The 15,533-nt window shown below is 66.9% G+C and carries 13 protein-coding genes and 1 pseudogene; 2 read left to right on the top strand and 12 right to left on the bottom strand.

What is annotated here, in order from left to right:
• The 10 genes and pseudogenes from BST15_RS19180 to eccB all read right to left on the bottom strand — a co-directional run.
• Positions 1-591: pseudogene (locus BST15_RS19180) on the bottom strand (type VII secretion-associated serine protease); the annotation flags it as partial.
• Positions 576-2,174, bottom strand: a complete 1,599-nt coding sequence (eccD, locus tag BST15_RS19185; RefSeq protein ID WP_083071115.1) for a type VII secretion integral membrane protein EccD — start codon at positions 2,172-2,174, stop codon at positions 576-578. The pseudogene BST15_RS19180 and the gene eccD, both read right to left, overlap by 16 nt.
• A gap of 5 nt (positions 2,175-2,179) precedes the next feature.
• Positions 2,180-3,196, bottom strand: coding sequence for a MinD/ParA family ATP-binding protein (locus BST15_RS19190; protein ID WP_109370889.1), 1,017 nt, complete (start codon positions 3,194-3,196; stop codon positions 2,180-2,182).
• A gap of 94 nt (positions 3,197-3,290) precedes the next feature.
• The gene (locus BST15_RS19195) at positions 3,291-4,127 is read right to left on the bottom strand and encodes an ESX secretion-associated protein EspG (protein ID WP_046191045.1); all 837 of its coding nucleotides are present in this window, start codon (positions 4,125-4,127) and stop codon (positions 3,291-3,293) included.
• A gap of 103 nt (positions 4,128-4,230) precedes the next feature.
• Complete coding sequence (locus tag BST15_RS19200; RefSeq protein ID WP_046191044.1) at positions 4,231-4,524, bottom strand: WXG100 family type VII secretion target; 294 nt, start codon at positions 4,522-4,524, stop codon at positions 4,231-4,233.
• A 36-nt stretch (positions 4,525-4,560) separates the two neighbouring features.
• The gene (locus BST15_RS19205) at positions 4,561-4,878 is read right to left on the bottom strand and encodes a WXG100 family type VII secretion target (RefSeq protein ID WP_046191043.1); all 318 of its coding nucleotides are present in this window, start codon (positions 4,876-4,878) and stop codon (positions 4,561-4,563) included.
• 114 nt (positions 4,879-4,992) lie between these two features.
• Positions 4,993-6,177 (bottom strand): PPE family protein, encoded by a 1,185-nt coding sequence (locus BST15_RS19210; protein WP_046191042.1) that lies wholly within the window; start codon positions 6,175-6,177, stop codon positions 4,993-4,995.
• 3 nt (positions 6,178-6,180) lie between these two features.
• Positions 6,181-6,483 carry a PE domain-containing protein gene (locus BST15_RS19215; protein ID WP_046191041.1) on the bottom strand — a complete coding sequence of 101 codons (303 nt, stop codon included), beginning with the start codon at positions 6,481-6,483 and terminating at the stop codon, positions 6,181-6,183.
• 123 nt (positions 6,484-6,606) lie between these two features.
• The gene (locus BST15_RS19220) at positions 6,607-10,776 is read right to left on the bottom strand and encodes a type VII secretion protein EccC (RefSeq protein ID WP_046191040.1); all 4,170 of its coding nucleotides are present in this window, start codon (positions 10,774-10,776) and stop codon (positions 6,607-6,609) included.
• A 3-nt stretch (positions 10,777-10,779) separates the two neighbouring features.
• Positions 10,780-12,276 carry a type VII secretion protein EccB gene (eccB, locus tag BST15_RS19225; protein WP_046686483.1) on the bottom strand — a complete coding sequence of 499 codons (1,497 nt, stop codon included), beginning with the start codon at positions 12,274-12,276 and terminating at the stop codon, positions 10,780-10,782.
• A 150-nt stretch (positions 12,277-12,426) separates the two neighbouring features.
• Between eccB and BST15_RS19230 the strand changes: the two genes are divergently transcribed.
• Both BST15_RS19230 and BST15_RS19235 read left to right on the top strand, forming a co-directional pair.
• Positions 12,427-13,038, top strand: coding sequence for a DUF4226 domain-containing protein (locus tag BST15_RS19230; protein ID WP_234708353.1), 612 nt, complete (start codon positions 12,427-12,429; stop codon positions 13,036-13,038).
• Between the two features lie 37 nt (positions 13,039-13,075).
• A complete protein-coding gene (locus tag BST15_RS19235; RefSeq protein ID WP_052751526.1) occupies positions 13,076-13,705 on the top strand; it encodes a sensor domain-containing protein in 630 nt (209 codons plus the stop codon).
• A 14-nt stretch (positions 13,706-13,719) separates the two neighbouring features.
• On the opposite strand, the gene BST15_RS19240 is transcribed toward BST15_RS19235, so the two are convergent.
• On the bottom strand, positions 13,720-14,682 hold the full coding sequence (locus tag BST15_RS19240; RefSeq protein WP_052751551.1) for a hypothetical protein: 963 nt from the start codon (positions 14,680-14,682) through the stop codon (positions 13,720-13,722).
• Positions 14,679-15,533: DUF5631 domain-containing protein (locus tag BST15_RS19245; protein ID WP_165757145.1), on the bottom strand; the 855-nt coding region annotated here is incomplete at its 5' end. The genes BST15_RS19245 and BST15_RS19240, both read right to left, overlap by 4 nt.

Here is a 15,533-nt window from a genome sequence, read left to right on the forward strand (position 1 = left end):
GTGTGCCGCTGCCACCGGCCGACGTGCCGGCGGACCCGGCACGTCGGCCGGTGGCAGCGGCACACCGAAACTCGGTGGCGGTCCGGCCGGCGGGGGAAAGGCGGGCACCTCCGGCATCGGCCGCGGCATGGGCAGCACGCCCAGCGGGGCCGCGGCGATGATCGATGCGGCGATGGTGCCGTGCGCATCGCAGTCCTGCAACCCGTCCAGTCCCTCTGGCCCGCCCATGATGTAGTCGCCGCCCGCCACGGCCGGCAGCCGGGGGTTCGGGGTGACTCCGGTGTCGATCACGGCCACCGGGACCCCATTACCGGTGGAGTACTGCCACGCCGTGGAGATGCCCAGCATGTCGAATCCGGGCGCCAGCTGGGCCACGTCGGGGTTGGCGACCGTGATCGGCACACTGCAGGAGTTCGAGCGCCGCATCGGCTGGTCCGGCCCGGGAGGCCCGTCTGCGGGAACCAGCGCCGGATCGACCGAAGGCGGCTCGATGGCCTGTGCGGCCGGCGCTCCGCCGGACAGACTCACCACCAGGAGCGCCGCCGTGATCGACGCACCGCAGGCCCGCAGGCGACTCAGTTGCGGACCCACACGAACAGCCCTCCCAGCCACGCGCCAAGCACCCCCACCACGATGAACGCCAGCACCTCGAGCCATTCGACCGCCAGCCGGATCCACGGCACGAACTTGGTTTCGGGGACCAGCAGACCGGCCGCCACGCCCAGACCCGCGAAGACCGCTATGGCGGCCGCCGGCCAGAGAAATCCGGCAGGCGTGTCACCGGGGCTGGCCAGCGCATATTTGACGATTCCGGTGAGCACCGCCGCGCAGGCCCCACCCACCAGGGCTATCGCCTGAACGCGACCCGCGAAACCCCGACCCTGGGTGATGAATAGGCCCGCCACCAGCCCGCATAGCGCCACCGCGCCACGCTGTCGCGGTGCTCCGGGGGTCAAGACCATCCAGACCGCGATCGGCAGCGTCGCGGCGATCGCGACGCACATGCCGACCTGCACCGCGTTGATCAGCCGTGCCGAGGCCGCGATCGCCGCGCCGCGCGCCGAGATGTCGACCAGGTCGTCCTCGTCGTCCTCGCCATCTTCGGGCGTCACGGGGGAGACGGTGTCGATGGGCATATTGGCGCGGCGGGCGAACAGGTCTCGTCCGGTGATCGAACCGAAGTACGGCGGCCTGACTCGCGCGACCCACAAGGCGATCGTGGGAGACATCCGCAGCAGGATCAGCAGCCCCAGCAGGGTGCAGATACCGATCACCGGGGGAGATACCGGATGCCACATCCGGGCTAGGGCCACCGCGCCGCCGATTCCCGCGCCCGTCACGATTGCGGTGGCGACCGCGGTCTGTGCGCGAAGCAGCACGCTGAGGCCGATCGCGCCCAGCGCCAGGACGGTCAACCCGATCATGAGATGGGGGGAGCCCAGCGCTCCGGGTGCCGCGCATAAGGCCGCGCAGGACAACGCGAGAACCGCGAGCCAGCCGAACCCGCTGAACAGGTCATCACGGGCGGGCCAGTTCCGTCGGATCATGGCCGCCCCGAGAGTCAGCAGTGCGCCCAATCCGGTCATGGCAGCTGCGGGCAGCCAACTGTCGCTGAACATCCGCGCGCGCACCGCCAGCGCGGACAGCACCACCACGGCCAACGCCATCAACCCGACCGCGGTATGGGCGGCGGTCAACGCGGTGACCGGAGCGAACATCCGATCGACCTTCACCTTGAGCAACCGCGCCACGGTCTGCTCGTCGGCCTTGTGTCCGCATTCCTGGCAACGGATCTCGGGTTGGGCGCCGAGCCGCCGGGCCGTCGCCGCCAGGGCGCTCGACAGTGATTCGTACTGCGGTTCGAAGGAATCTCCGCCCACCACCGGCACCAGCACCAGGGTGTCGCCGTCCTGGACGCCTAGGTCGTCGAGGCTGCGCGTGATGTCCAGCCGGACGCCGTTGACTTTGTGCAGTTCGTAACTTCCCGGGGGGAGCGCCACCCCGTCGAAACCGTGATGCCGTAGATCTTCGTCGAGTAGTTCGACCATTCCCTCGAAAAACTCTTCTACGGGAATTCCTGCGGGGAAGACTTGCGACACAAGATGCTTGTCGTAGGCCAGGCTCACTGCGCAGCGTGCCGGAAAAGCGACTTTGGCTGGTGTCGGGGAAGTCACCGTGCTTACCTTTCGGTGTCGGGCACGAATTTGTCAGCCAGGCCCGCGGCTATCTCAAACAACCGCAGCCGGGCTTTCTTCTTCACCTCGTTGGGGACATCGATGATTCCGCCTTTGGACAGATGGGCGTCATACGGCATGACCTCCACCGTCGCGCCCGTCTTGCTGAACCGTTCGGTCAGATAGGCGACCGCGGCGCTGTCCTCGCCCGGCGCGGAGTGGTTGAGGATCACCGTGGATCGTGATACCAGCTCGTGGTAGCCCTGCGACGCCAGGTAATCGACCGCGCGCAGCACCGGGCGGGACTGGTCCGCGGTGATCCCGGAGACGAAGACCAGCGTGTCGGTGTTCTCCAACACCGGTTTCATGACCGGATGCTCCAGGTCTGCGGCGGTGTCCACGACGATCACATTGTGGGTGCGCCGCAAACGGGACAGCACCCCGCTGAACATGGCCGGGACGAGGGGACGGAGTTGATCCGAAGTGCGGTTGCCGGCCAGCACGTCCAGGCCGACGGCATTTTGCCCGAGATGTTCGCGGATATCGGAATAGCCCTGGACATCGGTGTCGCTGAGTACCGCCGAGTAGTCACCGGGTGGGTGTTCATCGATACGGTCGGAGAGCGTCCCGAAACCGGGAACAGCGTCAATCGCGATCACATTCTCTGGGCGGCACTCCCGGAATACGCTGCCGATAGCAGCGGTCATGGTTGTTGTACCGGTGCCACCTTTTCCGGATACCAGGGTGATCACGTATTGGCGCCGGATATGCCGACGAATTCTATTGCGCAGATCGCGGTAATGACGTTCGCGCGGAGATTCTCCCGGATTAATGACTTTCGCCGAGGCGAGATAGACCAGTTTGCGCCAACCCGAACCGGGGGGAATCTTGCGGGGCGTGGCTAGGTCGGAAATGCGCATGGAGTCCGATACGGAATCCCGGTAGCGGTGCCCGGATGCCGGATCCCACCGCCCGGATGCGCCTTCGTCAGGCATATTCTGACTATTCCATGGGCTGGTCACGTGCGTGATGTTAACACGGCTGCGGATATCGTGTTTGCAACGATTCTTCCGGTGGACAGTAATGCAAGGTAATGGTAAACGGCTCAATTCCCCGTCATACAACGCGCCGATGTGAATGCCAGTCGGCCCCGGCGGGCAGTCGAGCGATGAGTCGCAGGATCGCCTGGGCGACATCGGCCCGCGTCCCCGGGGAAACGATCTGGAAGCGGCGGCCGCCGGTGTCGATATTCTCCACGCAGACTCGGCCCGCCGGAGTGTCCGAGATCAGCACCGCGGTATCCCCGATCGCCATGCGGGCCAGCTCCTCGGGACCTGCGCCCGGCTGAATAGCGACGATGTTGGCCAGCCCGGAGACCGCGGGATCGGCCGCCATAGCCACGGTCTGCTGCTGGTCGAGGTCGAGCTGTTGGGACGCCAGGTAGCGGCGCAGGCTGTCCTGATCGCGAACGCGGTCCAGCAGCTCTTTGGTCTCCAGGGTGACCGGCCGCAGTGGGGCGGCCTCGGTGACGCCGCACAGCCGCTCGACCTGGCCTACCAGGAGCTCCCCGGCGGCGGCCTGGTCGGTGGCACTGCCGGCGGGATACAACCGCACCTCCTGGTCGCAGCGTTCGAGCACCACCCACCACGAGGCGAACCGGCTGATCGAAACGCGGGTCATGCGCGGGGGATCACCGGGGAAGCTCAGATTCAGCATGAGCGCGATGTCGCGGCGCATGATCACGGTCAGCCACTCCCGGACCATGGGATCGGCCTCGCCGCTGCCGTCGAGCACGCCGATCTCGGCCAGATCGTCGGCGATCGGATGGCGCAGGGCTCGCTCGGCGGTGTCCAGGCGGGGCAGCAGCGGGCGAAGTCCCAGTTCCGGGCAGAGAGTTTCGATCCCGGTGACGGCCTGGAGAACCCAGAGGCCGTCCAGTGTCGTCGTCAGCACGTCATCCTCGCCTTACCGGTGGTCTGTGGTGGCCGGTCCTGACACACGACGTGGGGCGCCCGCTCGTCAGCAGACACCCCACCTCGATGACGATCGGGGTCGATCAGAACAGCGACTTGATCGTCTCGTCGGTCGAGATGGCACCGTCCAACACGGAGCCGATCGTGGAACCGTGGTGGCCGATGGTCTCGATCAGGCCCTGCAGGCCGGACAGCATCTGGGCCTGCGCGTCGAAGAAGCCGGTGGCGCCGTGTCCGGCGAAGTACTCGGTCAGCATTTGGGTGAGCTGGTGAGCGTCCGCGTGGATCTGGTCGAGGGTGCCGGCGTTGCTGATCACTCCGTGAGCGTGATCGCCGACGGCGCCGGGATGGTAGGTAATGCCGTCACTTGAAGCCATGGGAATCGTTGTCCTTTCGATCAAGGAGGTCGGGGGTTAGGCGGACTGTCCGCCGAACAGGGAGTGGAAGGCGTGCGCGGACTGAGACTCGTGGGACTCCATCAGGGCGGCGGCCTGGTTGAGGCCCTCGGTAAGACGGGTGCCACCGATGAGGACTTTCTGCATGTCTTCATGGATCTGCGCGGCCGTGGCATAGGAGGCCTTCGCGCCGCCGCCGTCCCAGGTCGCTGCACCCAGGATGTTCTCGTGGTCGGCCAGGTACTGGTTCGCGATGGCCTGCGCGTGTTCGATGTGCTGCGACAACTTCGATGCGGTATTCCGCATCAGTTCGGGCGTGACGACAATGGCTGCCATCGTTTCCTCCTCGGTTGTAGAACAACCCCCCGGGTTCGGCGGGATGTAGCTGGCGGTAGTGTATTTGCTCCTTTCAGATGTGTCGATTCACCCCGGTTTCAGTAAAAGCACAGGTCAAACCCGGTCATCGACGACTCGTACCGTGTGGGCGCGCTCTGAGGACCGGTCGCCCGGACCCTTTCCTCCCGCCGCGGCGCCGTGGGCCATGGGCATGCCCCCCATCCCTCCGGCGCTGGTTGTGGTCACTCGCTGAGACTCGACGGAACCCAGCGCTCCGCTGGGGCGCAATCCCACCGGGCGGCCGCCGCCGGACTCGAAAGCGCTGACGGGACGGGTGAACGCCGACATGGGTGCGCCCGCACCCCCGCCACCGAAGCCCGCCGCGCCCGGTGTGGCCGTGGCGTTGGCCAACATCGCCGTGGCCGGAACGCCGCCTGCCCCCGCGGGATTGAGCGCTCCGCCAAGCATGCTCGGGTTCATGAACATGCCCATCAACGACTGCATCGGGCTCATCATCGATTGGGGCATCTGCATCAACGACTGAGGTGCCTGCATCAGTGACGAGCCGATCTGCTGGACCGGTCCCAGCATCGAACTCATCTGACTGCCCATGCCTTGAGCGGCGTTGGCGCCCTGTCCGGCGGCGTTGGTTGCGCCGGAGGTACCGGTGTAGGCGGCGCGCATGGCTCCCCCCGCCGCAGCTTGGGAAGTGGCTTGGCCCACGGCGCTGGCCGCTGCGGCCGGGGCCGCGGGCGACGCGCCCATACCGGCTACCGGCGCCGGGACGGTGAGGCTCGAGGTGAGCGCGGTCAGCACGGCCCCGTAGGACGCCCCCACCGCGGCGTTGTTGGGCCAGAACAGGCCGAAGTACTCAAATTCAAGTGAGGTGATGCGCGGTGTCAACGCCCCAAGAACTGAGGGGTTGATCCCGTAGTCAGTGGCGGTCTCGATCCGGTTCGCCTCGCACTCCTGGGTGGTGCGCATGCTTCCGTAGGCCAGCTGGTAGGCCTCGACCGCCGCCGCCACAATGGGCGCCTTCACGTCCACCCAGCCCGCCAGCCCGTGCAGGGCGACGTTCAGCAGGGTCGCGTTGAGAACCGAACCCTCCGAACCGGCGCCGACCCAGCCGATCGAGGTCAGCGCGGTGTTGATCGCCGAGGCGATTCCCGATGCGTGGTGGGCAACACCGAGTGCCGTCCATGCCGCCCCGTTGGTCAGCATGGTCGGAATGCCCGCGCCGGATTTGATCAACATGTCGTTGGTCTCCGGTGTGCGGGCGGCCCACCCCGGGTCGGCCACGGATTAGCCGCCGAGCGCGACGGTGGCGGCTCGCAGTGCCTCGGTGGCTCCGTAAACACCCGATGCGGTGGCTTGCGCGCCGGAGAACAATCCGCGCTGGGCGGAATGCTCGGCGACGATGCCCAGGTATTCGCTGCCGGAGGCCAGCAGCGCGGCGTGGAACGCCACAGAGTCCGGGTCGTTGCCCATGGGCAGGACGCCCAGCAGTGCCGGGCTGGCCGATGCGGCAGCCGCCTCTGTTTCGGCGGTGATTCCCGCTTCGACGCCCGAGGACGCCAGGACTGCTTCCGGTTCTACAGAGAACACATTCCCTCCCGATGCCTCATCGCGGATGTGCCGACGTTGGCAGGTCGGAGTCGATCGTAAACCGGATCTAACGCGCCGTCACTTCATGATGTAAATACCGGTTCGTAGTTATGTAAATGCCGGCTATTGCTGCTCGAAATTGTGGATCATCGATGAGGGGACGCCGACCAGGACACCTTCCACCTCGGAGTCGTTGACCAACAGGCCACGGCCGGGGGGCAGCGCCTGCGCCCGCACCATCCGATTGACCTTGTTCTGCGGGTCGTTGTCCATGAACAGTGTCGGCACCTTGGCCGCGCGTTGCGTCTTGACCCAGGGATCCATCTCCAGCTGCCCGAAGTTGGACGAATTCCTGGTGGTGAACACGTGCAGCCCGATCTGGCGTCCCCGCTCCATCAGCTTCCACAGGGCTGCGCCCACCGGTGGCTTGGCCGGATGAATCTGGGCCGGCCGCAGGTCCTGCACGTCGTCGATCAGCACGAAATGGCGCGGGCCCTCCCAGGGCTTGAGCGCACGCAGCTCCTCCTGGCTCAACCCTTTGGCCGGCAGCCGGGGGAGCAGGACTTGTTGGGCCAGCGCGGTGAGCGCCTCGTCGATCTCGTCCTGGTCGTAGGCATAGGCGTTGACGTAACCGGCGCCCTGCAGGTCACGCAGCGGACCGGTCTTGGGGTCGACGATGGTGATCTGGGCTTCGTCCGGGCTGAACCTCGCCATCACCGCCTCGCCGATTGCGGCCAGGGTGGCGCTCTTGCCGCAGAGGGCCCGCCCCAAAATCATCATCCCGGGATATTCGGACAGCATCAGCGGCACCGGCAGCAGATCGTGTTGCTCGCCGATCATGAACGCGATGGACGGGGCGGTGTGGACGGGCGGACGCTGGGCCACGTCGTAGGCCAGCACCTCCGACAGGGCCACCGCGGGCGGCAGCCGCTTGAGGGTGGCGTGCTTGGTCACGCCGGCGACGTCGGCGACACGGGTCCCCAATTCGCGGGTCCCGATCCGCAGGCCGTCCTCGGCAGCCAGTTCCGGCACGCCGATGAGCATCTCGTGCAGGGACTCCGTGAGCCCAAAACCGGGCCGGTTCACGGTGCGCTTGGCCGCGTCGCGGGCGTCCAGCGATGCCGTACCCATCTCGTTCTCGCCCGGATTCTGCAGCCGTAGCTGGATACGCACGTCGGAGTTCTGCAGCAACGTCTGGCGCTGGCCGTGAATCCAGCCGGACGCGCTGGTCATCAGGTGCACGCCGTATTCCGGTCCGGCACCGCTGAGCGCGATGATCCGGTCGCCGAGCATGGTGTCGGCGGCATACAGGTCGGAGAAGTCGTCGATGACCAGGAACACGTCGCCGTAGGGGTCGCCGGGGTCGGTGCCGGCGAGACTGTCGCCTCCGGCGCCGAAACGGCGCTCCCGGAATTCGTTGATGTCGATCTTGTCGCGGCGGAAGGTGTCCTGCCGGGTGCTGATCAGCGCGGCCATGGTCGCCACCGTGCGCTCCACACCCTCGCGGTCGGCCGGAGAGACGATGTCGGCCACATGCGGCAGGGTCTCGGCATAACCCAGCGTGGCGCCGCCGACGCAGAAGAACGTCACCCGCGCCGGGGAATACATCAGCGCCGCCGAACACATCAGCGTCATCAACGTCGTCGTCTTGCCTCGGCTCTTGGCCCCGACCACCATGATGTTGCTGCGCAACACGTCGACGCAGTGAATCAGCTGTTGGGCGTCCTCGGGGATGTCCTTGACGGCCAGCGGCCACACCAGTCCCGGGTTGCGGCCGTAGTCGACGTGCCACGGCTTGCCCCGATACCGCGCCACCAGTTCATCGACCGGCTCGGAGATCTCCAACGGGGGCAACCACGGCAGGTGGGGTGCCGTGCGGTCTGCGGCCATCAGGGACTCGCGCAGCACGTCGACGATCTTCTTCTTCTTGAAGCCGTCAGCGTGCAGCAGGAACTCGTCGGGCTCGGCGTCGGTGGCCGACATATCCTGTAGCGCTTGGGCGTCCGCTTCGTCCAGGGGCTGGTACTGCCAGGTATAGAGCCGCGGCTTGGTCAGGGTCATGTCGAGGGTCTTGCCCGTCGAGCTCTTGCGTTTGGGGACTACGAAGGGCGCCGAGAGGTAGAAGCATCGGAACGGCTCCAGGTCCCGAGGTCCGACCTTGAGCAGACCGAAGCCGTTCTCCTTCGACGGCAGGTGGTAGGCGGCGTCGGAGCCGATGACTTCGCGGCTGTCGTCTCCCGACTCGGCGCGCAGCGCCACCCGGAAGGCGATGTTGGACTTCACCTTCTGCAGCGACGACAGATCCAGGCGCTGACCGCCGAGCATGAAGAAGACGTTGGCGCCGCGGCCCTCTTGCCCGATGTGGATGATCAGGTCGATCCACTTCGGGTGGTTCTGGAACAGCTCCAAGTACTCGTCGATCACCACCAGCAGGATCGGTACCGGCTCCAGGTCGCGGCCGGCCAGTCGGATCTCCTCGTAGTCGTTGGCGTCGCGCGCACCGACGGAGTTGAAGAGGCGGTAACGCCTCGCGATCTCACCGTCTATGGCACGCCGCATCCGCTCGGCGAGGTGCCGCTCGTCCTTGCCGAGGTTGGACAGTGCGGCCGACACGTGCGGGATGCCGAGGATGTCTTGGGCCGCAGACTCGAACTTCATGTCCACGAAGATCACGTTGAAGGTCTCCGGCGAGTGGGTCAGCGCGATGCCGTACACCAGAGACAGGAAGAACTCGGACTTGCCCGACCCACTGGTCCCGATCACCACCGAGTGAAAGCCGAAGCCACCGAAGTCTTTTGCGCGCAGTACAACGTTCTGCAACTCGCCGTTGGGTTTGGCCCCGACCGGGATCTCAGCCCACCGTTCGTCACCGCGGCTGCGCCGTTCGGCCCACAGCCGGTCCACGTTCAGCTCGCGGGCGTCGTCGATTCCCAGCGCGCGGAGAAGTTCGAGGGCGCCGCTGCCCGCGTCGGTGACATCGACGCTGGCCGTCGGCGACCAGCGCGCCATGGCACGGGCGTAGCGGTAGGCGCGGGGCACCGACAGCTGGTCAGCGTGGGCGAAGAACCGGCCGCCGGCACGCAGCATCGCCCGTGGCGCCTCGCGGAGTTCGCGACCGTCTCGCCGAGGGTCGGTGAGCACCTCGAAGATCTCATCGCGGGCGAACCCGACGCCGGTGCCCAGCCGCGACGCCACCCGAAGCACCGTGATGCCTTCCTTGCCGACCCGACCGACAACGCTTTCCCACGCCTCCGGACTGCCGGTGTTGTCGTCGACGATCACCCAGTGCGGGCCGAGATCGTGGCCGTCACCTCCGGTCTCCAACGCCGATCCCATGGTGGTGGGGCTCGGCGACGACGGAGGCCGCCACGCGCCGCGCTTGCCCTTCATGTGCAGGTCGGCTCCGAGCGTCATCTCAAGGTCGGTGGGGCTGGTGAAGACCAGGCGCCGCCAGCCACAGGCGTCGAAAAGCTCGTCGTGCTGGTTGTGTGGGAGCCAGACCATCCAGGACCACAGCTCGGGATGGCGGGTCACCACCATCAACTTGACGTCGAGCGGATTGTGGAAGACCGCCAGTCCGCTGAGCATCGACCGCAGCAGCGATCGCACCCCGTCGAGATCCTCACCGACGAAGCTGAATCCCGGCCGGGACCGCAGATTGACCACCTTCGCGATGTCGCGGATCTTGCGCTGTTCGAGGATGAAGTCGCGCAGCGCCTGGCCGGTGACCGGCTCCAACTCCTCGTCGATCGGGATCTCCGGCCACTGCACCGACAACACCGAGTCCGGGGCGTGTTGCACACCGACTCCCACGCGCACGTCGAGGAAGTCCACGTCGGAGCGGCGGCGTTCCCACATCTGCGGTCCGCCGATGACCGCGCCCAACCCCTGGGGGTGAGAGTGCACCGACTCCTGGGCAGTGCGCTGGGCGCACACGGCCTTCTGAATCTCGTCACGCTCGGCGTCGAGGGCGCGTAGGTAGCTGCGCCGGTTCTTCTCCTGCTCGCCCCAGCTGATCTTGCGGGCTCGGCCGAATCGCCCCGAGAACATCAGCATGGCCAAGCCGGCCATGCCGACCATCGGGAACATGCCCGAGCCCAAGCTGCGCACACCGGAGACGTAGAGCATGACGATGGTGCCGATCAGCGCGACGACCAGCGCAGGCATGCCGATCATCACCCACAGGTTGCGGGGCTCGCGTTCCGGCAGGGCATCGGGTGCCCGGGGAGCGACCCGGACCGGCTTGGGCTCGGGAACTCGAAGACGGACCGGAACGAAAGCGCGCTTGGACATCGGTCAGTGCCCTCCCGGGACGCCCTGCTGGTTGTTGGGGACCACCGGCTGCACCGCGCCCGCCGACGGCAGCGTGTCTCGGGCCAGCAGTGCCGCATGCCGAGACAGTTCTGGGCCGGCGGCGAAGGTGCGCAGCAGCGGCCACGGTGCCTGTTGCGCCGAGCCGGGGTCCAAGCCCAGAGCCCGCAGGGTCTCGCTCTCTGCCGCGATACCGAAGCGGACGCCGCTGGGCGACACCCAGAACAGGGTCTCGCGGGAATCTGATTCGAGCAGTTCGCTGGTCGAGGTGACGAAGTTGGTGGCACCCGGCATTACCAAGACCTGGTTGGCCACCACGGAGTTAGGACTGCGGTCATCGCGCACCAGCCGGACGATCCGGTTGTCCATCGCCGGAGATACCGGCAGGCCCCGTCCGTTGTAGACAGTGACCCGGGCCTGCCGGTCGCCGGGGGCTTTCTCCCATCCCACGCACGTCGTCGGGTCGGCGGCGGTGTCGACGAATCTGAGCCTGCTGTTGGGGTAATACTCGACGGGCAGCGTGCTCACGTCCGGGATGTTGACCAGCTTGTCCGGGCTGACCACCAGGGGCGCGACCGAACCGAACGAGTTGGCGCTGCGAATCAGATCGGCCACGAAGCTGGTGATCTTCTGGACCCCGTCGGGCACCAACACGTAGAACTGTGAACCGCTGCCGACCGTCCGGGTCTCCAATACCGCGCCCACCTGAGATCCGGGCACCCACTGGGAGGGCGTGCCCGCCAGCGGGATCACCGGCACCCGCAGCGGTTCGGTGCTGGGCAGGGCGTCGAACAATGCCCGCGACATCTCCACCGGGGCGGTGGCGCCCGGGTCGATGCCGAGGCTCAACGTGATCGCCCGGTCCGCGGGGTCCACCTGGGATCGTCGGCCACCCCAGATGACGTAGGTGGCGCCCTGGAACCGGGTGAGCACGGCCGCGCCCGCGGGCAGGGGGGCGGAGCGGCCGGGGGTCAGTGCGCCCGCGATCGCGGTGACCACGGGCGGTTCGGCGCGGCGCGCGGAGCCCGCGGTGTCGCAGACCGCCCAGGACGACGGGGCGCCGGTGTTGGCGACCAACGACGTGGGGGCCCCGGGTATGCCGATCATGGGGCCGGTGGGGTACTTGGCGATCTCGGCGGGTTTGACCCAGGTGGGTACTTCCGCGTGGCCCACCGCAAGCCGTGCCGAGGTGATGTTCAGCGCCGGGTACAGCCGTCCGTCGATGCGCGCGTAGATCGCCCCCGAGTCGCGATCGCCGACGATCGATGACGTTCGCACGATTCCGGCCGGCCGCAGCACGTTGAGCAGCAGCATCCAGCCCATGCCGATGAAGATCAACACGATGGAGAGCACGATCGCGGCGGTCTGCTTGCGGTCGTCGTGCTTCATCCGCACCGAGAACTTGGTGGTGGCGGCGCGCAGTCGTCGGTTGTAGAACAGGTGACCGGAGTTCTGGTCCCGGTTCGACAGGCTCAGCGGCATGCTCTGCTACCCCTAACGACGCACGCCCGGTGATGCAGCGCCGCCCCCTGCGGCGACAAAGCGCACGGCGACGACATTACTGGCGTTGGCCAGCGGTAACCAGTCACTTGTGAACACGCGATCGCGTCTGGCGGGCGTACCTTGTGGACTATGCCGGACCAGGTGGGGACGTTCGCTGAGGCTGCCCGGGTGCGCGAGGAGCAGTTAAGGCAGCGGTTGGCGACGACGGTCGAGCTCGATCGGTCTGTCGAGGGGATGCTGCGCGGCGCCCACCAGCACAACCTGCAGTCGCGGGCGCGGCTGGACGCGCTGGAAAGCGAGATCCGTGCGGCCGCTGCCTCCTGGCCGGCCCGGAATACCCCAGCCGGCGCGCGTCAGTTCCAGGTATATCTGGCCGGCAAGACCCGGGAGATCCACAAGATTGTGACCGATGCGGCGGCCGACAGCCGGCAGCGGGCGGCGCAGGTGCAGGCGCTGACGGGGCGGTACTCGGCGGGTGGCATGAAGCAAAAGGTTGGCCCCGATGATCAACCATCGGCGACTGAATCACTTGACGATTTGTATCAGGATTTGGCGGAACTGAGCATAAAAATTTCCGCGCACAATGCCAGCCCTCCTAATCCCCAAAATTATGCGGCCGTGGCGGAATATAATCTGGAAGCGCAAGAATTGTATGACGAGACTCTGGTCTTGTCTGCCAAATTTCTGACCTACGGCGTGACGATGGATGTGCCGCCGCCCCCGGCCTCCGCGACTCGATGACCATGCCCGGCCCAATTGTTTCGGAAAGAGAATTAGCGTGGTTCACCAGAATTGTTTCACCTGGTTTCGGACGTTCGCGGTCGCGTGCTGCCTGGCCGCGGGGCTTGTCGGCTGCCAGTCCGGTGGTGTCAACGCGGTGCCCGGCATCGACCCCGACGCGGTCATCGTGGGCCTGGACGATGTCCGGCGCATCACTGACCGCGACGACCTGACAGCGCAACCTGTGATGGACGCACCCCCGTCGTTTCAGGAGCATTCGCGTAGCCCGGACCAGTGCCGCCCGGTTTTCGGCCTCGAGGATGCTTTCGGGAATAACTGGTCACAGTTTCGTGCCGTGACTTACACGGCCGTTGGTGGAGAAATCAGCACCATAGCTACTGTTGCGCAGGGGATCGGAATTTACCCCAGCGAGGGCATGGCCAGAAGTGAATTTGAAAGGCTTATCTCTTCCGTCGACGCCTGTGCAGCGCTGCACGCAAGGCTCTACGGTTTCACTCTGAACAGACTGGACCCGTCCACGGTTTCCCTGGTTTTCCCCGAAAATTCGCAGAGTGTGGTGTATCGCCTAGCATCGTCGACATTGATTGATGTCGTGGTTCAAGGGATTCCACGATCCGATCAGATCGCAGAGACTGTGACGCACATGATTTCCGAGCGGTTGAACTGACGCAGACTGCACCGTCACTTCGACGGATCTTCTTTGTCCACAATGCGTTTCAGCGGAGTGATGCCAGGAAGTCCGACATCCTTTGCGATGGACCTTGTCACCGGCACGTTGGGCGGAACCGTCGTCCGGCCCTTGACCGGCTGACCGTTGGGCACGCCGGGCGCGGCGATCCGCTTCGCGTCGGCCTTGTCGTCTTTGCCGCCCTTGCCTCCGGCGCCCGCCCCGCCGGGCATCATCGGCATCATCCCGCCACCCCCTCCACCTGCGCTGGGCGCACCGCCGGCGGTACCGGCAGCGCCGCTGCTGGTCATAGAACTGGCGGGGGTGGTTGGCGTTGATGTCCCCGGCACTGGCGGTGGGCCGAGATTGCTGGCCGGAGTGGTGCCCAGACCCAGCCCGCCGCCGCTGCCGCCGGAGCCGAAGTCGCCGGCACCCAAGCCGGGTTCGGGATCGAGTTCTGAAGCCAGGGTGGCGCCGCCCAGGCCGCCTTTGCCCAGGGAGGACGCCGCGCTCATCAGCGGCGACAACGCACCCTGGCCGGCCTGCATCAGTCCCTGAGGAAGTTTGGTCACCGCGCCCAGAGCTCCGCTGAGCGCGCTGGTGATGCCCTGCATCGCACTGTTGACGCCTTGCATCGCCCCACCCATGGCGTCCTGGGGAAGCTGCTGCTGCGGCGCCATGGAGGGGGTGGCCTCCCCGGCGACGCTCTGAAACTTCGACGCCGCGTCGGCCTCGTGTTCGCCGAATTTGCGTACGGCGTCGGCGGCATGTCCGGTGCGGTCCCGGTGATCGTTGGCAAGCTCGGTGTTGGTCTCGACCAGGTTCAGATTCGTCGCGGCCCCGAAGGCCGCCATCGTGGCGTCGACGGGAGAAGTGCCGCCCGCATGGACCGGGCCCGGTGGGATCGGGGTCGGTGGTTGAGAAAGTGCGATGTGCAAGAAGTCCGCGCCGTAGTGCCGGACGAAGTCGTCTGTCATGGCGAAACACCTCCATGCTGCACTGCCAGATACCACGCCAGGTGGTAGCGGGCGAGCTCTTCGCTTCCGTCGATCAGGGCGTCGATGGCCGCCAACAGCATCCAATCGGCCACATCCCGAGGAGCATGCTGGGGATAGGCCGACAGTACCCGCGCCTGTGTATCGGCGACTACCTGCCGAAACAGCTCGACTTCGTTGTCGGCGACACCTGACCTGCGTGCCACGGCGCGTGCCACGGTCTGCACGATCCGCGGCAAACGGTCGTTGGTGCCGGTGACGTCGATGAGTGTGGGTCCCAGTTCGTCCACGTGCTGGCCATAGCGCGCGCGCTCCCCACTGCCAGGGATCGGATCGTTGGGGCCGGCCTCAGTGACGTAGGTGTTCGGCTGGTGGGCCGCGGCAGCGATCACCGCGCCCAACAGATCGACCGCGCTCATCTCACGGCGACGGTGAGCAGGTTTCAGGAGCGTCAGTCCGGGCGGGAGCTTGACCGCGGGCGGAATCCAGCCGCCGGCAAGGTCCGTGGCCAGCACGGTGGTGGTCTCGTCGTCGCGGAGGCCGACCGCCCAGGCCAGGTTCGGCGCCTGGCGGGCCACCGCCGCCACCTTGCGCTGCAGATCCTGATGCTCGGCCAGGCGCCGCGCAGCCGTACCGGCGCCCGCACCGGCCGTGCTCCCGGCCCCCATGCTGCCGGCCAGCGACGCACCAGACTGCCCGCCGACCCCCGGGGTGGGTTTGCCCGGTGCCGAACGATCGGCGGGGGAGGCCACCGTCGGCCCCCCGGATGCCGGGGTGGTGGGACCGCCAGGCGGTGCCGGGGGAGTCGGGCTTGCGGGCCCGGCGGGCGGGGT

It is taken from the genome of Mycolicibacter arupensis, assembly GCF_002086515.1.
GTDB classification, from domain to species: domain Bacteria; phylum Actinomycetota; class Actinomycetes; order Mycobacteriales; family Mycobacteriaceae; genus Mycobacterium; species Mycobacterium arupense.